General features: G+C 63.0%; 15 protein-coding genes and 2 pseudogenes. 16 read left to right on the top strand and 1 reads right to left on the bottom strand.

All coding sequences use genetic code 11. From position 1 onward, the window contains the following. Positions 1-3 precede the first annotated feature (3 nt). The 15 genes and pseudogenes from E4K64_RS00650 (at position 4) to E4K64_RS00715 (ending at position 18,480) form a co-directional block, all read left to right on the top strand. Positions 4-849, top strand: a complete 846-nt coding sequence (locus E4K64_RS00650) for an enoyl-CoA hydratase/isomerase family protein (protein WP_235884427.1) — start codon at positions 4-6, stop codon at positions 847-849. Positions 850-860: 11 nt separating this feature from the next. Then, positions 861-2,153 (top strand): CaiB/BaiF CoA transferase family protein, encoded by a 1,293-nt coding sequence (locus tag E4K64_RS00655; protein WP_135161700.1) that lies wholly within the window; start codon positions 861-863, stop codon positions 2,151-2,153. 42 nt (positions 2,154-2,195) lie between these two features. After that, a complete protein-coding gene (locus E4K64_RS00660; RefSeq protein ID WP_167771726.1) occupies positions 2,196-2,516 on the top strand; it encodes a DUF485 domain-containing protein in 321 nt (106 codons plus the stop codon). Continuing rightward, positions 2,516-4,206, top strand: a pseudogene (actP, locus tag E4K64_RS00665) (cation/acetate symporter ActP). Before E4K64_RS00660 ends, actP begins: the two are co-directional and overlap by 1 nt. After that, entirely contained in the window at positions 4,203-5,552 is a 1,350-nt protein-coding gene (gene fahA, locus E4K64_RS00670; protein WP_135161702.1) for a fumarylacetoacetase, read from the top strand. The pseudogene actP and the gene fahA overlap by 4 nt, the downstream one beginning before the upstream one ends. A gap of 116 nt (positions 5,553-5,668) precedes the next feature. Next, on the top strand, positions 5,669-5,797 hold the full coding sequence (locus E4K64_RS41575) for a hypothetical protein (protein ID WP_283812301.1): 129 nt from the start codon (positions 5,669-5,671) through the stop codon (positions 5,795-5,797). Between the two features lie 293 nt (positions 5,798-6,090). After that, entirely contained in the window at positions 6,091-6,882 is a 792-nt protein-coding gene (locus tag E4K64_RS00675) for a class II aldolase/adducin family protein (RefSeq protein ID WP_135161703.1), read from the top strand. 104 nt (positions 6,883-6,986) lie between these two features. Further along, positions 6,987-7,115, top strand: a pseudogene (locus E4K64_RS00680) (carboxyl transferase domain-containing protein); the annotation flags it as partial. 1,190 nt (positions 7,116-8,305) lie between these two features. Then, a complete protein-coding gene (pdxR, locus tag E4K64_RS00685; RefSeq protein ID WP_235884429.1) occupies positions 8,306-9,781 on the top strand; it encodes a MocR-like pyridoxine biosynthesis transcription factor PdxR in 1,476 nt (491 codons plus the stop codon). A 426-nt stretch (positions 9,782-10,207) separates the two neighbouring features. Continuing rightward, positions 10,208-12,217 carry a hydantoinase/oxoprolinase family protein gene (locus E4K64_RS00690; RefSeq protein WP_135161705.1) on the top strand — a complete coding sequence of 670 codons (2,010 nt, stop codon included), beginning with the start codon at positions 10,208-10,210 and terminating at the stop codon, positions 12,215-12,217. Further along, positions 12,214-13,794 carry a hydantoinase B/oxoprolinase family protein gene (locus E4K64_RS00695; protein ID WP_135161706.1) on the top strand — a complete coding sequence of 527 codons (1,581 nt, stop codon included), beginning with the start codon at positions 12,214-12,216 and terminating at the stop codon, positions 13,792-13,794. Before E4K64_RS00690 ends, E4K64_RS00695 begins: the two co-directional genes overlap by 4 nt. A 10-nt stretch (positions 13,795-13,804) precedes the next feature. After that, entirely contained in the window at positions 13,805-15,100 is a 1,296-nt protein-coding gene (locus E4K64_RS00700) for a class-III pyridoxal-phosphate-dependent aminotransferase (RefSeq protein WP_135161707.1), read from the top strand. Next, a complete protein-coding gene (locus E4K64_RS00705) occupies positions 15,097-16,779 on the top strand; it encodes a long-chain-fatty-acid--CoA ligase (RefSeq protein WP_135161708.1) in 1,683 nt (560 codons plus the stop codon). Before E4K64_RS00700 ends, E4K64_RS00705 begins: the two co-directional genes overlap by 4 nt. A gap of 103 nt (positions 16,780-16,882) precedes the next feature. Continuing rightward, positions 16,883-17,815 carry an N-carbamoyl-D-amino-acid hydrolase gene (locus tag E4K64_RS00710; RefSeq protein WP_135161709.1) on the top strand — a complete coding sequence of 311 codons (933 nt, stop codon included), beginning with the start codon at positions 16,883-16,885 and terminating at the stop codon, positions 17,813-17,815. Between the two features lie 5 nt (positions 17,816-17,820). Then, on the top strand, positions 17,821-18,480 hold the full coding sequence (locus E4K64_RS00715; RefSeq protein WP_209311922.1) for a flavin reductase family protein: 660 nt from the start codon (positions 17,821-17,823) through the stop codon (positions 18,478-18,480). Here the strand turns inward: E4K64_RS00715 and E4K64_RS00720 are convergent. Beyond that, entirely contained in the window at positions 18,477-19,139 is a 663-nt protein-coding gene (locus E4K64_RS00720) for an aspartate/glutamate racemase family protein (RefSeq protein ID WP_135161711.1), read from the bottom strand. The genes E4K64_RS00715 and E4K64_RS00720 overlap by 4 nt on opposite strands. A gap of 56 nt (positions 19,140-19,195) precedes the next feature. On the opposite strand from E4K64_RS00720, the gene hydA reads away from it, so the two are divergent. Continuing rightward, complete coding sequence (gene hydA, locus E4K64_RS00725; protein WP_135161712.1) at positions 19,196-20,665, top strand: dihydropyrimidinase; 1,470 nt, start codon at positions 19,196-19,198, stop codon at positions 20,663-20,665. Positions 20,666-20,668 lie beyond the last annotated feature (3 nt).

Raw genomic sequence — 20,668 nt, forward strand, 5'->3', positions numbered from 1 at the left:
CGTATGAGTTTTTCAGGTACCGTTCCATTATCGAACCCAACGACTGACTCAAAAAAAATCCGGAGGAATTCAATGACCACACCAAACGAGTTGGTTACCGTCAGTCGGGAGGGCGATCTCGTTACCCTGACGATGACTTTCGCCCCCTATAATCTCGTGGCAAAGCCGCTGCTGACTGCGCTCCTGGACGCAGTCGAAAAGGCTCACAAGGAAGGCGCGCGCGCCATTATCCTTCGCAGCGGGTTGCGACACTTCTCCGCCGGTGCTGAAATAGAACTATTCGACAATCGCGGCGAACGGCTGCCCGAAATTGATGTGTGCGCCTGCCTGGATGCGCTCGAACAGGTCCCGGTGCCGATCATCGCGAGCATGCACGGATTGGCCCTCGGTGGCGGATTCGAGCTGGCGCTGGCCTGCGACATCATCGTTGCCGCGGACTCCGCGAAGGCCGGCATGGTCGAAGTGACGCTGGGCCTGCATCCGCTGATGGGCGCCATACAACGTGTGGCATCGCGCGCCGGCGTGGCGCGGGCCAAGGAGATGGCTCTGTTCGGGCGTCGCTATGATGCGGCGACGCTGGAGCGCTGGAATATCGTCAATCGCGTCGTGCCCGAAGCCCAGCTTGAAGAAACGACGCGGATCCTCGCGCTCGAGCTTGCGGTGGGCCCGACAGTGGCGCATGGCGCCACCAAACGGCTGATCCGGGAATACATGGACGAGACCGTCGTGAAAGCCGACCGCGCAATGTCTGACGCGCAGCGTCCAATCTTCCAGAGCAACGATCTCGTCGTCGGCCTCAAGGCCTTCCGCGAGTCCGGGCCTGGTCACGCCATTTTCTCGGGCCGCTGAGGGACGTTGTCATGACAAATCGTACACCCCTTGCCGGAATCAAGGTCGTCGACTTCTCGCGCGTCCTTGCTGGTCCCCACTGCACCAGGGCCCTGTCGGACCTCGGCGCCGACGTGATCAAGATCGAGCCGCCGCGCGGAGACATCTCTCGATACGCACTGCCTGGCGACGAGACCGCGAGCATGTCCTACTACTATATCCAACAGAACGTCGGGAAACGGAACATCAGCATCGACCTTAACTTCCCCGAAGGAAGAGAAGTCGTGCGCAAGATGTGCGACAGCGCCGACATCATCGTTGAGAATTTTCGCGCCGGCACATTGAAATTCTTCGGCCTCGATTATGAATCCGTCGCCGCGCGCAACCCGAAAGTGATTTACGCCTCAATCAGCGGCTACGGCCAAGGCAGCGCGCTGTCACACCGCAGCGCCTACGCGCCGACCGTCCATGCCGAATCCGGCTTTGTCGGCGGGATGATCGACCATCTCGGCGAGGATCTCACGGTCAAGCGGCACGATGCCTATTCGCATGCTGACGTCTATACGGGCCTCGAAGCGATCATCGGCATTCTGGCAGCACTGCATCACCGCGACCAAACAGGCGAGGGCCAATATGTCGATATTGCGATGGCCGCCACCATGCTTGCCGTCAATGAGCGGGTGCACGCCGATCTCTCCGACGTGGATCTCGGCGCCGAACCGGCGGCGCTCGGACCTGCTGACTCGCCGTTCTTCAAGACAAGCTACGGTGACGTCATCACAATCGCGACCAGTGTCGTCAGCAGTCTGACGTTTCCGAATTACATCGCGGCGATGCGTCGCCCCGATCTCGCTTCAGATCCCAGATTCGCCACGCCGGCGGCGCGCCGGAAGAATCTCACCGCCCTTTACCAGATCATCCAGCAGTGGATTCTTTCCTTTGCCACGGCCGGCGAACTCGATGCCCAGCTCGACGAGGTGAAGCTGGCGTTTGGCGTGGTCCGCTCGGTCAAGGACTTCGCCGGTTCGGAGTGGGTCAAATGGTGGGGCGCGATAGAAGAGGTTACCGACCGCCGCGGCAAAGCTGTCAGAATCCCCGGCAAGCCCTGGCACTTCTCAAAGACGCCGCTGGCCGCTGCGCGCGAAGCTGCCTTTCGCGGCGAACACAACGTCGAAGTGATGAAGGAATACGGCTACTCCGATCAGGAGATTGCTGCCCTTACCAATTCGGGCGTGCTGTTGACGAACATTCCGCCGCGACCCTCGTCGTCGATAGAAGCATCCGCCCCGCCCGATAGTGACGATGTCCTGAAGCAGGCGTCCTAGCTGCGCCGCAGCCAACTAGCAAAAAAAATGCGGGAGAAAATCATGTCGTTGTCGCTGTCTTCGGAACAAATGCGAAAAATTCTGTCTAATCCATCTTTTCGTGAGCTGACCGCCGCACGGGCACGGTTGCGGTGGGGGCTCTCGATCGTCACGTTGCTAATGTTCTTCGGCTTCATCGGGCTGATCTCAGCGGCGTCGTCAGCGCTCGGGAAGAGCATGGCAGGCGGAGCCGTTCCGTTGGGCATGTCGATCGCGCTTGGCATGATCGCCATGGTCGTCGCCCTGACTGGTTACTATGTACGCCGTTCCAACACGTACTTCGACGGCCTGACACAGCTCGTTCGCCGGGAGTGTGGCCGATGATGATGCGAATTCTACTGGCGGCCATCGCGGCGACAGTTTCCTTTTCCGCACATGCGCAGGCGACCGCTGTTGTAGCGGGGCGGGATCTCAATTGGATTGCCATCGGCATGTTCCTGTTGATCGTCGCCGTCACGCTCCTCATTACCTATCGATCGGCTGGTCGAACCAAATCGAAGGCCGACTTCTATACGGCGGGACATGAGATCACGCCGCTCCAGAACGGCCTGGCGATTGCGGGGGATTTCCTCTCGGCCGCGGCTTTCCTTGGTATCTCGGCGCTGATCTATGCGACCGGCTTTGATGGCCTCGTCTATGCGTTAGGCTTCTTGACGGGTTGGCCCATCGTGCTGTTCATGATGTCGGAGCGATTGCGTAACCTCGGCAGTTACACGTTCGCCGACGCAGCGTCGTTTCGCCTTGATCGGACCTCAGTCCGGTTGGTTGCCGCCACGGGCAGTCTCGTGGTCGTGCTGTTTTACCTGATCGCGCAGATGATCGGCGCCGGCAAGGTTATTCAGCTTCTGTTCGGCGTGAACTATCTGTTCGCAGTCGTTGGCGTCGGACTTCTGATGATCGTCTATGTCGCTGTCGGCGGCATGCAGGCTACCACCTGGGTTCAGATCACCAAGGCGCTGCTGCTGCTGATCGGCGGCACATTGATGGCGCTGGTGGTGCTGTGGCGCTTCGATTTCAGTCTTGGACGTCTATTTGCCGAGGCGAGCCGGGTGCACCCCAAGGGGGCCGCAGTTCTCTCTCCCGGTGGGCTGTTCGCTGAGCCGGTTTCCGCGATCTCGCTTGGACTCGCGCTGGTGTTCGGTACCGCGGGATTGCCGCATATCCTGATGCGGTTCTTCACCGTCAGCGATTCCGCAGGCGCAAGGAAGTCGGTTTTCTACGCGACGACTTGCGTGGCTTATTTCTGCCTGGTCATCCCGCTGTTCGGCTTTGCCGCGATGGTGGTCCTTATGCCGGACGCGAGTTTCTTCAACGTCGGCGCGGGCGGTCAATTCAACAAGATTACCGATCTGATCGGCGGTCCCAATATGGCGGCGGTGCACCTGGCGGGCGCTCTCGGCGGACCAATCCTGCTTGGGTTTATCTCTGCCGTCGCGTTTGCCACCATACTCGCCGTGGTAGCCGGATTGACGCTCGCCGGCGCCTCCGCGGTGAGCCACGATATTTATGGGCAGGTGATTGCGAAGGGTGACGCGCCGGAGGCACGTGAGGTCATGGTTGCTAAGATCGCCGCGGTCGCAATCGGCATCGTCGCGGTTGGCCTTGCCATCATTTTCGAGAACCAGAATGTCGCGTTCATGGCGGGGCTGGCGCTTTCGGTCGCGGCAAGCTGCAATTTTCCTGTGCTGGCGATGGCGATCCTCTGGCGCGGTACTACTACGCGCGGCGCGGTTGCCGGCGGCCTAGTCGGCCTATTCAGCTCACTCGTGTTTGTCGTGCTGAGCAAAACAGTCTGGGTCGCGGTGTTCCATTTCGCGGCGCCGTTGTTTCCATACGATAACCGGCGCTCTTCTCGATGCCCCTGGCATTTCTGGTGATTTGGCTCGGTTCGCTGAGTGACCGAACTGCCCGTGCCGCGGCCGAGCGGCGCGCGTTTGATGCTCAGTTTGTGCAATCGGAGATCGGCATCGGCCTCTCTGAAGGCAACAACGCGCTGGCGGGAGTTGCACGATGAACGCCAACATCGACGAGACCCACGATCCGGCGCGCCGCAGTTTTGTGTCGTCCGCCAACGATCCCTCCGGCGACTTCCCCATCCAGAACCTGCCGCTCGGTGTCTTCAGCCGTGGCAAGGACGGAAAGCGATCCGCGGGGATTGGGATCGGCGACCAGATCCTCGATCTTCATGCGGCGCACAGGGCCGGTCTCCTCCCGGCAGAAATTCCCGAGTGGACCGTCGCCGACTCCTCGCTCAACTCGCTGTTTGCGTTGGGACCTCGCGCGTTGCGCACCTTACGAAAGGCAATCAGTGCCGCGCTTGACGCGGGTTCAAGCGGTGAGGCTGCGCGCCACCGGGCGTCGGACCTGCTGGCCCCAATGGGCGCCTGCACGATGTATCGTCCGACCGCGGTGCCGAACTACACGGATTTTTATGCCGGCATACATCACGCGAAGGCGGCGGGCGCACTTCTCACGCCTGAGAATCCGCTGCCCGCCAACTACAAATGGGTGCCGATTGCCTATCACGGACGGGCGTCTTCGGTGCAAGTCGGGCAGGGTGTTGTTCGCCGACCGATTGGACAGCGGCCGCCGTCGGTCGACGGAGGCAGTCCTGGCTTCGGTCCGTGCGACCGGCTCGATTTCGAATTGGAGATGGGTTTCTATCTCAGCGGCGGCAACGAGCTCGGAAGTCCGATCCCGGTTGCGCGCGCAAGCGAACAGATTGTCGGCTATTCACTTCTCAACGATTGGTCGGCGAGGGACGTCCAGCGCTGGGAGATGTACCCACTCGGACCATTCCTCAGCAAGAGTTTCGCAACGTCTGTCTCGCCGTGGGTTGTCACTGCGGACGCATTGGCGCCATTCCGCATTCCGGCGATGGTTCGTCCTCACGGGGACCCCCAGCCGTTGAAATATCTGCTCGACGACGATGATCAGAAAAGTGGCGGGCTGGACATAAGCCTGAAGGTTTTTCTCACGACCGAAAAGATGCGGGCCGCAAGGGACGTTCCGGTCGAAATTCTCAGCTCGAACGCCAAATATCTATATTGGACGCCGGCGCAGATGGTTGCGCACCACACGATCAATGGATGCAACCTTCTGCCGGGGGACCTGATCGGCACCGGCACGATCTCCGGACCTACCGACGCTGAATTGAGCAGCATGCTCGAATTAACTTCTGCCGGAACCCGCCCCATTACGCTTCCCAACGGAGAGCGTCGCGGCTTTCTACACGACGGTGACGAGATCCGATTTGAGGGGCGCTGCACTCGTGAGGGTTTTGCATCCATCGGCTTCGGAGTGTGCGTCGGAACGATTGCGGCATCTCATCAGACGGAGCTTGAAAGCAGGGCGGCCTGATCCGCGCGTGTTAGGCGAAGAGTCGCCCCTCGAGCGATCCGCTTCGAGCGGGTTGGTACTGCCCGGAAGACGGCAGAACAATAGCTGGGAGAGGGACTGCCATGGAAAATTGCCACATGATCGCATACGCAATGATCACGATGCCGGACATCGACATGGAAGAGGTCCAGTTTGGACAACTTCTCGTCGTTATCGTAGCCTTATCGGTCGCCGTGGTGGGCCGCTTGGCTGCGTTTGTCTTCTGAGCCCCTCATGATGCGGTCGATATCGCCGCAGGGCGCATGCAAAACTCGGCAAGCGAGTGTAGGAGGATAAATTGCGGCCCGCGGGGCGCTACTGAAGCACAGCCTATGCTTGCCTGGTTTATTCCGACCATCAGGAATGGATCGGCGAGATGATTATAGTCGCGCAAGGTCAACGAACTTCCCGCCTAAGCAGGGTGGTGCAATTCCAGACCCTGTATTCGAAGGTCATAAAAGAACAGCCGGATCTGCTCAACTGAGGTGCCGGCCAGCAATAATCTTGTTCGGAGGATCGCATGAACGTCCAAACTTCCCCTGGAGAAGTCAGCCAGAACGCTCTGGCCGCCGGAGAGCGGCTGGTCCGTGAGGACCTCGCTGCGCTGTATCATGTGTTTTTTGATCTAGGCTGGTGCGAACACATCTACAATCACATCACGGCTCGCGTCCCGGGTCCCGAGAAGCACTTTCTGATCAATTCGTTCGGGCTGGCGTACAACGAAGTCACGGCTTCCAATCTCATCAAGATCGATCTTGATGGGAATAAAGTTGTGGACGTTCCGGGTCGTGTCAATGCGCCGGGGTTCACGATCCACTCTTCGGTTCATGCCGCGCGCGATGACGCCCATTTCATCGCCCACACGCACACGACAGCCGGTGTGGCCGTTGCTTGCACGGATGAGGGGCTCTCGCATCACAGCTTCTACGGCGCGATGCTTTACGAGCAAATCGCATATCACGATTTCGAGGGCATTTCGACGGATCTGGGCGAGCGCGAGCGCCTCGTCAAATCGCTCGGCAACAAGAACTACATGATCCTGAGACATCATGGGCTACTAACCTGCGGAAGGACTGCTGCGGAGGCGCTGTTCCGCATGACGGTCTTGCAACGCGCATGCGAGGTGCAGCTCGCAGCTGCAACGTTCGGGAAAGGCTGGCGGCCTTTGCCCGAAGAGATTCTGCGCCGTACGACGCGTCAGCTGCAGAGCGAGGTTGCGAAGGGCTTCGACGAGAAGACTGCCTTTGGGCAAGATTCGTTCGAAGCTTATCGGCGCGCATTGGACGCAAAGGGTTCGCGTTACAGGGACTAAGAGCGGTACCGGCGCGGTTCGCTGAATGGACCGTGAGGAATGGTGGCCGGACCAAGCGTTCCACCTGATCAAGGCGGTGCAGATCCATGGCGGCAGCGGCTACATCTGGGAGTGTCTTGTTCAGCGATAGCGCATTGAAGGGCGCCCATTTCATTCAGCTCTGCGACACGAATCGTACGCCGCTGCTGTTCCTGCAGAACATTACCGGTTTCATGGTCGGCCGCGAGTACGAGCGGCGCGTTCGGCGTGCTGCCGCTCAGCAAGCGCAGTTGGGACCGAGCGCGGCGCGTCTTTGCTAGGTTTGTGCTGCTTGCGGCACCAACGCCGCAGCCCGTTCCTACGGTCGTTCTGAGCTACAGTGAATACCCCTTGATGGGGTTTGCTGCGCCAGCATAATTGTCTCCGCCTCGAAGCGGCGCGCCGCATCAATGAATGGCCGAAGCCCGATCCCGACCTTTCGCTCAACGTGTCCGGCTTTTCGTCCCCGAAGATTTCGAGTGAGCGCTCTTTGATCTCGTGCGACGAATGCCCATTGTCGGTCGGTTAAGCCCAGCGGTGCGACCGGTAAGTCATTGATTGCTCTCACCCCGTCGCTGTCTCTTAATCAGCGGGTCCCAGGTTCGAGCCCTGGTGCGCCAACCACCCTAAGATATTGGCCGCAAGGGCTTTTTTAAATTCCTAGGCAGAACAAACCGGGTCTCGTGCGACGCTTTTAATGGTCGTAGGTCGCAGAAGCCGGTGCGTTGAGGTAGATCCGCTTCGTGAGGACATTCTGCTTAAGGTGATCCTTGGCAAGCTCGCGCTCGTCCGAAGCGATCGGCCTTGCGACTAGTGAGGATGAGAATTCCTCCCTCTCCGCCATAATCCATAATAAAGCGGCTTCGAGAAAGCCACGCAAAATCGGGTCTTCCTGGTTGTGCGCCCTACCTCTCACCGCGCGAGGTTATCGCCACGATCGGCCGAGCTGCAGAGGCCGGTAGAGAGCCCGACGGATTCATCCGCGCTCGCCGATCCGGCCGGACACTTCGGCGCCAAAGGTGTACTGCGGCATGAACTCGAACGGGACCGCGTCGACGGCGTCTCGAAGTGGTAGCGCTTCAATTTACGTTGCGATCAATTCAGAAGATTCTTTAGCGTGTCCTTCAATCGTCGCGTCTTGAGTCCGGTGCACGGACATTCTCACTTGTGGTGGTGCATCCGCAATCTGCGCCGAAGTACAATCTGATCATTAGTTCGGCCACGCCCATCATGGGAGTGACTGCTTCCGTCAAGGCTGGACCCGGATCCGCTTCTGGCCCATCCTGAGGGAACGCTGGCGGCCATCGCCGGCCGTTCCAACAGCAGTCTCCACGCGATGGACAGAGATCGTCACCCGGGCAAGCGAGTATCCCTTGCAGGAATGCATATCGACCGGACGTCGGGCGTGCCACTGCATTTGCAGATTGCGGCCCACATCCGCGGCTGCATTTTACGCGGTGTCTTTCCGGCTGGAACGCAGTTCCTGGGCTCGCGGGAGATCGCGCGGGAATTGGGCTGCTCGCGCACGGTGGTGCTGACCGCGTGGGATCTGCTTTACGCCGAGGGGTATCTGGAATCGACGCCACGCGGCAGCGTGCTGGTGGCGTCCGTCGCGATGCCGTGTGCAGAACCGCCGCCTACTGCGTCGCCCTGGGCTGGGCCCGCCAATATGTCGAAGCGCTGGCGATCGCTGCTTGGTCTGGATTACGAGACCAATTGGCCGTCCGTGTTCGCGCCTGGCGCGCCCGACATCTCGACATTTCCCTTCAAGGAATGGTCACGCCTGCTGCGCCAGACTTGGCAAAATCCGAGGGAACAGGAGTGCCTCGACCTTCCTGCCGAAGGTCACCCGCGGCTGCGGAGCGAGATCGCGAATTTTCTCGGCTCGGTGCGAGGGCTGGTCTGCTCGCCGGAAGAGGTCGTTGTCACGCCCGGTACGTCGGGTGCGCTGGATTTCTGCAGCCGGATGATCCTCGATCCCGGAGACGAGGTCTGGGTCGAGGAGCCCGGCTTCATCGAGGCCCGAGGGGCACTGACGGCAGCCGGCGCGAAGCTCGTTCCAATTCCCGTCGATGACAAGGGCCTCGTCGTTTCGGAGGGCATCGGGCGTGCACCGCGCGCGAAGCTGATCGTGGTCACGCCGTCGCACCAATATCCGCTCGGCGTCAGCATGGGCCTGGAGCGGCGTCTCGAGTTGCTCGACTGGGCCAGCAGGAACGACGTCTGGGTGATCGAGGACGACTACAATTCGGAATTCAGACATCAGGACAGCATGATCGCCTCTTTGCGTTCGCTCGATCGCGAGGGACGGGTGATCTATTTCGGCACCTTCTCCAAGATGATGATGCCTAATCTGCGGCTCGGCTACATGGTCGCCAACAGGCATTTCATCGCCGGATTTTCCAAGGGTCGCGCGCGGATCGACGTGCACACTTCCGGCATCGGACAGCTCGCTTTGGCCGAGTTCATGCGGGAAGGGCACCTGCTGCGACATCTCCGTGCGATGCGCCGGGTCTATGCGAGCAGGCGAAAGGCTCTGATCGAGGCGATCACGGCCCAGGCGCCGGATGATCTGATCGTGTCCTCCGCCGTCACCGGGCTGCATCTCGTCGCGCTTTTCACCGAGGCGATGCAAGCGCGGATGAGTGATCGCGAAGCGGCGGCTGCCGTGAAACAGGCCGGCATCCACGTCCAGCCGCTCTCGCAGAATTTTCTGGAGCAACCGACGCGACAGGGCCTCGTGTTCGGCTACGGACGTCTGCGCGTCGAGGACGCCTCGCCGCTGCTTGCGAGAGTGGTGGCTTGCATCGGCAGCGACTCGCGCAATGCACCATCCAAACCGCCAATCTCTTCCCTTGCTGCTGCAATAAAGAGAGGCTGAGCCGATCGCCATGCATAGCTCCGGGGCAGGCGAACATCCCGCCGGGCCGGTCGGTCGCCTGCAAATTAGACAGAGGATTTGACGCGTTCGGATTGCGCGGCAGCGGATCCCGCGATTTGCGCGGAGAAATCTCTGGCACGCTGCACTTTTCCCGCGTGGACCGGTCCGCGCTCGCCTGCCGTCGCCGCGGGCAGCGCTGCATCAAAACGTGCAGCAGCCGGCGCGGCGCGCGGCTAACGTCGCGTGCTGGTCTAGCGGATTGGGACAACTCTGGCTCTATCCCCCGCCTATCGCTCTGTCGCACGCTTCCGGTCGGTGGCATGACAGGGGATGCATAATGAGCGCTCTCGGTTTGGCATTGGACTTTGCGATGGGTCGGAAGCAACCGGCGTCTGGTCTGGACCGGACGCGTAGCTGACTGTGCAGATGAGCGATTCCGGCAATCACTGGGAGGTCGGCACTGATATCGGTGGCACCTTCACCGACATCGTCGCGATCCGGAGCGATTCCGCGGAAGTGCGGACCGCCAAGGTGCCGTCGCGGCCCGACGCACCCGTTCAGGCGATGCTGGAGGCCATCGACGCGGTTGGCCTGCGCAAGAGCGAGGTCAAACGCTTCGTTCACGGCACCACGCGTGTCACCAACGCTATCGTCGAGGGCCGGTTGCCGAAGGTGGCGCTGGTCGCGACCGCGGGTTTTGCCGACGTGCTGGAGATCGCGCGCTACCGCCGCCGCGATCTCTATCGCCTCGCTATCCCGCCGAAATCGCCGCCCCTGGTGCCGCCGGAACGATGCTTTGGGCTCGCCGAACGCCTCGACCACGAGGGCCGGGTGCTGAAAGCGCTGGAGGAAGCGGAGATCGAGCGTCTGGTGGCCTGGCTCAAGCGTACCGGCGTGCAGAGCGTCGCCGTGGCCTTGCTTCACGCCTATGCCAATCCGGTGCACGAAAAAATGCTCGGCGAGCGACTCAAGGAAGTCGTCGCACATGTCTCGCTGTCGCACGAGGTCAATCCCGAGGCGCGCGAATATGAGCGGACCTCGGCAACCGTGTTCAACGCGGCCGCGATGCCGATCGCGGTGGAATATCTCAGCGAGCTGGAGCAGCGGCTGCCGATCGGCCCCGGCCTCCAGGTGTTTCATTCCGCCGGCGCCATGATCCCGATTTCGGCGGTGAAACGCCGGCCGCTGGTGATGGCGATGTCGGGGCCTGCGGCCGGCGTCTCCGCTTCCGTCGCCATCGCGCGCCAGCTCGGCGCCTCGCGCATGCTGACCTTCGACATGGGCGGCACCACGACGGATGTTTGCCTGATCGTGGACGGCCAGGCCGAGATGACGGACGGTCGCATGCTGGGCGACAAGCCGTTGCGCCAGCCGATGCTCGCGGTGCATTCGATCGGCGCGGGCGGTGGATCAATCGTCCGCAGCGGCCCCGGCGGCCTCACGGTCGGCCCGCAGAGTGCCGGCTCCGAGCCGGGACCGGCGTGCTATGGCCGCGGCGGTCGTGAGCCGACGATCACCGATGCCAATGCCGTGCTCGGCTATCTCAATCCCGAGACGAAACTCGGCGACCGTATCGGCCTCGACATCGAGGCCGCGAAGCGCGTGATCGAACCGGTCGCGCGCGCGCTCGAACTCGACCTCACCGAAACGGCGCTAGGAATCATCAAGGTCGCGAATGCGACCATGGCCCGCGCGCTCCGCCGCGTCACGGTCGAGCGCGGCATCGACGGGCGCGACTGTACGCTGCTTGCCTTCGGCGGCGGCGGCCCGATGCATGCTGCGGGCCTTGCCGATCTCTATGGAATCACAGAGGTCGTCGTGCCCAGCGCATCGAGCGCGTTCTCGGCGCTGGGCTGCCTCACGGCCGATTTCAGCTTCCTCCAGCAGCAGACTCTTCGCGCCGCCCTCGACGGTATCGATCTCGCACGCGTATCGGAGCGGATCGGAACCTTGATGGCCGATGCGTCCGCGCCGCTGCTTGCCAATGGCGTTGCGAGGGCGGAGATTCAGGTCGAGCTGGTGGCGCTGATGCGCTATGCGGCGCAGAACGATGCCATTCCTATTCCCTTCGCCGTGCCGCTGGACGTCGCCAAGCTCGAGCAGGACTTCCTGACGCGGCATCACGAGCTGTTCGGTTATGCAACCGACGAACCCTGTGTGATCGAATCCGTGCGTGTCCAGGCCCGTCGTCCGTCTACGACGGTCGTGAGCCCTCCGGCGGCTGCAGTGAGGGCGGTATCGTCAGGCAAGCGCACCTGCTCATTCGACGGTCTGCATGAGACCGAGACGGCAATCATCGACCGCACTTTGCTGACCGACGTCGTCAATGGCCCTGCGATCATCGAGGACGCGTGGTCGACCGTCGTTTTGCCACCAGACTGGCAGGCAAGACCTGATCTGTCAGGCAACCTGTTCCTGACGCGGAGGTCGGCATGAAGCTCGACCCGTTTATCGTCGAGGTCATCAGGCACGGGCTCTCCGCCGCGGCCGAGGAGATGAGCCTTGTCATGACGCGTTCGGCGCGGTCGCCGCTGTTGCGCGAGGCTGGGGACCTGTCGTCGGCGATCACCGATGGTCATGGGGGCTTGGTTGGGCAGGGCCGCGACATTCCGATCCATCTCGGCGCGATGGCCTACACCATCCTCGAATTGCTGAAGGTGATGCCACGCGAGCGCCTGAACGACGGGGATGTGCTGATCTACAATGTCGGCGCGCTCGGCGGCAATCATCTCAACGACGTCAAGGTCGTGCGGCCCGTCTTCTTCGAGGACGAGATCGTGGCGTTCGCGGTCAGCCTGGCGCACTGGCCGGACATCGGCGGCACCTGGCCCGGCAGCTATTTTGCCAAGGCGATCGACACCTTCCAGGAGGCGATGCGGATTCCGCCGGTGCTGATCGCGACTGCGGCCGGCATCAACACGGCGATCGTGCAACTGCTGAAGGCCAATGTTCGCGATGCCGAATCCTGCGAGGGCGATCTCCTGGCGCAAATCGCCGCGACCAAAGCCGGTGAGAAGCGCATCCTTGAGCTGTGCCGCGAACACGGCAAGGTGGTCTTCATCGCGGCGCAGTTGCGCCTGCACGATCTGTCCGAAATCGAGATGCGCGAGGCGCTTCGCAGCCTTCCGGACGGCGTCTATGAGGGCGAGGACCACCTCGACGACGGCAGCGACAACAACGCGCCGGCGCGCATCCATGTGAAGATCACCATTCGCGGCGACGAAGCGACCTTCGACCTCTCCGGAAGCTGCGACCGGGTGTCCAATTTCTGCAACACGACGCCGTTCATGGCGCGCTCTGCGGTGGCCTATGCCGCGCGCATCATGAGCGGACGGGACATGCAGCAGAATGCCGGCGCGCTGCGACCACTGACCATCATCACGCGCCCGGGCTCGATCCTCGAGCCGGGCTGGACCGCATCGGTTGCCGCAGGCAACCATGAGACGTCCATGCGTATCGTCGACGCGATCTTCCGTGCGATGCAGGACACCATTCCCGAGCGCCTGTCGGCCGGCGGCGCCACCACGGCAGGTGTTCTGTTCTTCGCCGAGCCGCGGCCGAACGGCGCCTGGAAGATGCTTTACGAGGTCCATGGCGGCGGCGAAGGCGCCCGTCACGATCGGGACGGAACGTCCGCGACCCGTGTACATCTTTCCAACACGTCGAACACGCCGGTCGAGGTGATCGAGGCGAATTACGCGATCCGCCTCGAGCAGCAGGCTATCCGCCGGAACTCCGGCGGAGCGGGAGCGTATCGCGGCGGCGACGGTTCGGTTCGGACCTATCGCATCCTCGCACCCTCGATGCACCTGACGACCTGCATCGAACGGATGGTGCTTCCGCCGTGGGGCATGCAGGGCGGCGAGGCCGGCAAGGCTTGTCGTATCTCGCTGGTCAGGCATGGCGCGAACGTCGCGATCGACGGCAAGTCGAACCTGGTGTTGCAGCAAGATGATCTCGTCACGATCGAGATGTGCGGCGGCGGCGGTTATGGCGCTGCAGCTGTAGAGTGAGGGGATTGCGATGAGCAGATTGTTGCGAACCGGGCTGAATGCGGGCGACGCCGCGCCGATGGCCGTGGTCGGCGGCGAGGGCGTCTACTTCCACCTGTCCGATGGCCGCAAGCTGATCGACGGCAGCAACACCGGCGGCGGTCTCGGCCATCGCCACCCCGCAATGGTGGAGGCGATCCGCCGCGCGGCGGATACGCCCGTCGTCAACGAGGGCTGGACCTGGGTGGGCCGCGAACAGGCCGCGGACGATCTGATGGCGACCGCTTTCAAAGGCGAGGAGGACTGGGTCGGCGCGGTGCGCTTCTGCATCAGCGGCAGCGAGGCCAACGACATGGCGCTGTCGCTCTGTCAGGCGCTGACGCAGCGGTCCGCATTGGCGACGCGCGAACGTGCCTATCACGGCATCACCGGCCTGTCGCGCAGCATGACGGTGCAGCCGCAATGGCATGGCGGGCTCGCGGTGCATGCCGGTGGTTCGAAGCTGCCGGCGCCGATGGCGCCGGTGCGGATCCTGCCGGCGCCGGATGGCGCGATCTACGGTGCACCGGCCAACAATACGCCGCCAGCTGAGTATCTCGCGGATGCCACGCGGCTGCTCTCGGACACGGCGGCAACCATCATCGACTACACCCAGGGCGGCATCTATTACGACGGCGAATATCAGGACGAAGTGGCGCGCTGCGCGCGGCAGGCGGGCTCCTACTGGATCGCGGACGAGGTCGTGACCGGCGCGGGGCGCGCGGGCCGCTGGTTCGCATTCCAGGGGGCGAAAAGCCGCCCGGACATCGTCACGCTGGGCAAGTCGCTCGGCGGCGGCGCGGCGGCGGTGGCGGCGGTCGTGGTGTCCAAGGACATCGTCGAGCGGCTCAAGGGGACGAGCTGGCAGAACTACGGCACGCTGCGCGGTCATCCCATCAGCATGGCGGCCGTCAGCGCCTATCTGAAGGTTGTCACCGAGGACGGGATTCTGGAGCGTGTGCAGCAGCTCGAGAAGCTGTTCATCCGCCGCCTGCTCGCGATCGCGCAGAAGCATCCGAGCGTGCAGCGCGTCGCGGGGCAGGGGCTGCACTGGACGGTGGAGCTGCACGGGCCGGATTGGCGCACCTGGCATGCCGACACCACGGAGGTGCCGATCGCCTCGCGCGTCGCGGAGCGGGCGCTGGAAGCCGGTGCGGTGATCGGCACCAGCGGCGAGCAGACCTCGCTGTTCCTGGCGCCGCCGCTGGTCATTTCCGAGCGCGAGGCTGACCATCTTCTGGACGCGCTTGACCACGGCCTCGATACTGCCGACGAGGAGCACGGGTGAGCGCGGACCAAACAACACTCCGCCCTTCGCCGGCCTGGCCGGCGGATGAGCCCTGGCATCTTGCGATGCCGGAGGGAACGCTTTACGACGCGCTGGCGCGTGCTGCACGCGAACGCCCGTCGCATCCGGCGACGGTGTTTTACGGCGCTGGCATGGGCTACGCCGAGCTGCGCGACCGCGTCGATGCCATGGCCGGCTTCCTGCAGCGCGCCTGCGGCGTGAAGCGCGGCGATCGCGTCATGATCGCACTTCAGAACTCGCCGCAATATATCATCGCCTATTACGCGGTGATGCGCGCAGATGCCGTAATCGTGCCCGTCAATCCCATGAACAAGTCGGCCGAGGTCGCCTATCTCGCCGCGGATAGCGGCGCTCAGGTCGCGATCATTGGAAGCGAGCTGATCTCCGTGTTCGCTCCCCTCGTGGGCACAGCAATCAGCAATGCGGTTGTTGCCCAATATCGCGACGAGGTCCCGCTGGCGACGCCTTATACGCTGCCGTCATGCGTGACCGAAGCCCCGTCGGAGATGCCGGCGCTGCCGGGCTGGCATTCCTGGTCCTCTGCGATCGAACGGCGCCTACAACCGGGTACAATGGAGGCAGGTCCGGACGATCTCATGATCCTGCCCTACACGTCTGGCACCACGGGCAAGCCCAAAGCGTGCATGCATACGCATCGCAGCGCGCTGTTTACGGCTGTCCTGCAAGCGCGCTGGTACAAGCTGGACCGCAGCGCCGTGATGACCGGGTTCATGCCACTGTTCCACGTGGCGGGCATGCAGGGATCGATGAATGCGGCGATCGTCACTGGAGCCACGCTGCTCTTGATGGCGCGCTGGGACAAGGATCTGCTCCCGGACCTGTTCGAAAGCCATGGCGTGACGTTCTGGAACGCCGCGCCCACCATGATCGTGGATGTGCTCGCCAGCGCCGGCTTTCGCGACGAATGTTTTGCCAAACTCAAGGTGCTGACCGGCGGCGGCGCGGCGATGCCGACGGCGGTCGCTGAGCGGCTGAAGGGGCGCTTCGGCCTCGATTTCGTCGAGGGCTACGGCATGACCGAGACGATGTCGCCGACGCACCTCAACCCGATGGCCGCGCCGAAGCGGCAATGCCTCGGCATCGCGGTGCACGAGACGCATGCGCGGATCATCGATCCCGAGAGCTTGGTCGAGCTCGACGACAATGTCGTCGGCGAGATCGTCGTGCACGGGCCGCAGGTGTCGCAAGGATATTGGAATAGACCCCAGGCGAATGCCGAGGCCTTCATCGATCTTGGCGGCAAGCGGTTCCTCCGGACGGGCGATCTCGGCTACCGAGATGCCGAAGGCTATTTCTTCGCGGTCGACCGCCTGAAGCGGATGATCAATGTCAGCGGCTTCAAGGTCTGGCCAGCCGAGGTCGAGGCAGCGATGTATCAGAACGGCGCTATCCGGGAATGCTGCATCGTCTCGGCGCCGGACGGCTACCGCGGCGAGACCGTCAAGGCACTGGTGGTTCTGGACGAGACCGCGCGCGCAACGACATCGCCCGACGACATCATTGGCTGGGCGCGGGGCGCGATGGCGAGCTACAAGGCGCCGCGAGCCGTCGTCTTCGTCGAGTCCCTGCCGCGCACTGCAAGCAACAAGGTCAACTGGCGGCTTTTGCAGGACGCCGAATGGGGACGGACGGCATGAAAGCTGCTTGGCTGGGAAATCGGCGCTGGGCTACGTTATGCTGCGTGCGCCGGAACAACCTTGAAGCCGCTGCTTCCCCCGAGAGATCACCAGGAACTCGCTGATGCGAATCGTCAATGTCGCCGCCGCCCAGATGGGCCCGATCCAGAAAGCCGACAGCCGCGAGGCCGTGGTCAAGCGCATGATCGCGCTGATGGACGAGGCCAAGAGCAAAGGCGCCGACTTGATCGTCTATCCCGAATTGGCGTTGACGACGTTCTTCCCGCGCTGGTATGTCGAGGACCGGGCCGAGTTCGACGTCTGGTTCGAGCGGGAGATGCCGAACGCGGCGACAAGGCCGCTGTTCGAGCGTGCCGCGCAGCACGGAATGGCGATGAACTTCGGCTATGCGGAGCTGACGCCGGACGGCCATCATTTCAACACCGCGGTTCTCACCGACAAGTCCGGCAAGATCGTCGGCAAATACCGCAAGGTTCACCTGCCGGGCCATGTGGAATACGACACCAAACGCTCGCACCAGCATCTGGAGAAGCGCTATTTCGAGCCGGGCGATCTCGGCTTCAAGGTCTGGCGTACGCTGGGCGGCATCATCGGCATGGCGATCTGCAACGACCGCCGCTGGCCCGAGACCTATCGCGTCATGGGCTTGCAGGGCGTGGAGATGGTGCTGATCGGCTACAACACGCCATCCGTGAATGCCGAGAAGAGCGAAGAGGGCGTCGAAAAGCGCCTGTTCCACAATCGCCTCTCGGTGCAGGCTGGCGCCTACCAGAACGCGACCTGGGTGGTCGCGGTGGCAAAGGCCGGCATCGAGGACGGCCACCCGCTGTTCGGCGGCAGCCTGATCGTCGATCCCAACGGCGAGATCGTGGCCGAAGCGAAGACGGAGGAAGACGAGGTCCTGGTCCATCCCTGCGACCTCGATGCCACCACCTTCGGCAAGACCACGATCTTCGATTTCGCCCGGCATCGCCGCATCGAGCATTACGGCCTGATCACCAGCCAGACCGGCGCGGTGCCGCCGCCGGAGACGTGACGCCGATGGCTGACAAGGGCATCTCCCTGCGCGAGCTTGACGCGCGTGACCGCTACAAGCTGCTCTGCGGCGTTGTGGTGCCGCGGCCGATCGCGCTGGTGACGACGCTGGACGAGAACGGAGCTGTCAATGCCGCGCCCTTCAGCTTCTTCAACGTCTTCTCGGAGAGCCCTGCGCTGATCGTACTCGGGCTGCAGCACAAGCCGGATCATTCGCCAAAGGACACGACCCGTAACATCCATCGCGACGGCGAGTTCGTGGTTCACATGGTCGACGAGGCGCTGTCGACGGCAATGAACGACTGCGCGATCGATTTTCCCTCCGGCGACAGCGAGGTCGCCGCGACCGGCCTTGCCACGCTTTCATCGGTGGACGTGAAGGTGCCGCGCCTCGCCGCGGCGCCTTTTGCGCTGGAATGCCGGCGCCACGTCGTGCTGAACTTCTCGCCGGATCGCGAGCTGTTGATCGGCGAGGTGCTCAGGGTCCACGCCCGTGAGGGCCTCGTCGATGCCGGCAATATGTATGTCGATTTCGATGCGTACCGGCCGATCGGGCGCATGTTCGGCAATCTCTATACGACGCAGCGGGATACGTTCGCGCTTGTCCGCGAGAGCCATGCGCAATGGCTCGCTCGTCAGGACAAGAAAGAGTTGAAGGACGCCTAGTGAGCCGAGAACTGCACCGTGCCCAGCGCCATGGTGACGGCCGCCTGTGTCGGATCGATCACGGGAATGCGCAGCGCGTCCTCCAGCGGGCGGCGGTGGCGCGCCATACCGGCGCAGCCCATCACAATGGCGCGGGCGCCGTCCTCGTCGCGCAGCGCGCGGCCGACCTCGATCATCTTGGCGAGCGTCCCTTCGCCGGACGCCGTCTCCGCAACGCTCATGTTCAGCGGCCGCTCGCCGGCGAGGCGGTCGGTCAGCCCCATCTGTCTGAGATAACGCATGTGTCGCGGGATCGAGCGCTGGGCGATCGCGATGACGCCAAAGGTCTCGGCACGGGCAAGCGCCGTGAGCACGCCGCACTCGGCAATGCCGAACACGGGACGGTCGGTGCCTTCACGACAGACCTGAAGCCCGGGATCGCTGTAGCAGGCGATGATGAAGGCGGCCGAGCTGTTGTCGCTTTCGACCAGGCGGCGCAGCGGCATCGCGACGCTGTCAACGTCGGCTTGGCTCTCGATCCCGAAGGGGCCGTCAGCCAGCGTCTGGCAGATCACTTCCGGTCCGCCCTCGAAGTCGAGCGGCTTCAGCGCATCCTCCAGCCCTTGCGTGACGTTGTGATTGGAATTGGGGTTGATGACGAGAATGCGCGGCCGGGACATGATGGTCTTCCTGCAAAATGGCGATCACTCGTTTCAGGCATATCATGGAGTGCCTCATGACTGAACCAGTTTACGATCTGATCATTCGCGGCGGGCGCGTTGCCACGACGACTGACGTGTTCGAGGCCGATGTCGCAATTTCCGGCGAGACCATCGCAGCTGTCGGCAAGGGCCTGCCCGCGGCCAAACGCGAGATCGACGCGCGCGGCAAGCTGGTGCTGCCCGGCGGTGTCGACAGCCACGCTCATATCGAGCAGCTGTCCGCTGCCGGCATCATGAATGCCGATACGTTCGAGAGCGCGACGGTCTCTGCCGCTTTCGGCGGCACCACCACGGTGATCCCGTTTGCCGCCCAGCATGTCGGCATGAAGCTGACGCAGGTCGTCGAGGATTATCATGCCCTGGCTAGGAAGGGTGCGGTGATCGACTACGCCTTTCACATGATCATCGCGGATGCGACCAAGGAGGCGGTCGAGGAGCACATCCCGGCGCTGGTGAAGCAGGGCCATGCGTCGATCAAGATCTTCATGACCTATGACAGGCTCAAGGTCGACGACGAGCCGCTGCTCGACATCCTCCTCGCCGCGCGCCAGTCTGGCGCGATGCTGTGCGCCCATGCCGAGAACCACGGCATCATCGCCTGGATGGTCAAGCGCCTGCTCGCGCGCGGCTACACCTTGCCGAAATATCATGCCGTCAGCCACGCCCGCGTCTCGGAGGCCGAGGCGTTCACGCGGTTGATCGGCATGGCGGCGCTGATTGACCAGCCGATCATGATCTTCCACGTCTCGACCGCCGAGGGCGCCAAGGTGATCCGCGACGCGCGCGGGCAAGGCCTCAAGGTCTTCGCCGAGACCTGCCCGCAATATCTGTTCCTCACTGCGGACGATCTCGACAAGCCCGGTTCGGAAGGTGCCAAATGGATGTGCAGCCCGCCGCCGCGGACGCATGCAGACCAGGAGGCACTCTGGCAGGCGCTCTCGCTGGGCGATCTCCAGACCATCTCGTCGGACCACGCGCCTTATCGCTACGACGAGACAGGCAAGCTGCGCGCCGGTCCCAATCCGAATTTCAAGCAGGTCGCCAACGGCCTGCCCGGACTGGAGCTGCGGCTGCCGCTGCTGTTCGATGCGATGGTGTCGAAGGGTCGGCTGGGCCTCGAAAAATTCGTCGAGTTGACCGCGACCGCGCCGGCAAAGATCTACAATCTGCATCCGCGCAAGGGCTCGATTGCGGTCGGAGCCGACGCCGATATCGCGATTTGGGATCCCGACCGCGAGGTCACGATCGCCGACGAGATGATGCACGATCTCGCCGGCTATACGCCGTTCGCAGGCCGCAAGCTGAAGGGCTGGCCGGTTTCGGTGCTCTCGCGCGGCCGGATGATCATCGACGGCAACAAATGTTTCGGGAAGCCGGGCAGCGGAAAGTTCCTCGCGCGCAGCGGCGGCGAGGCGGCAAAGCCGACCGGCAGGCTCGTGGCCGACATGGATCCGGAACGGAATTTCGGAGCAAAATTGCTGTGATGA

The organism is Bradyrhizobium frederickii, assembly GCF_004570865.1.
GTDB lineage: Bacteria > Pseudomonadota > Alphaproteobacteria > Rhizobiales > Xanthobacteraceae > Bradyrhizobium > Bradyrhizobium frederickii.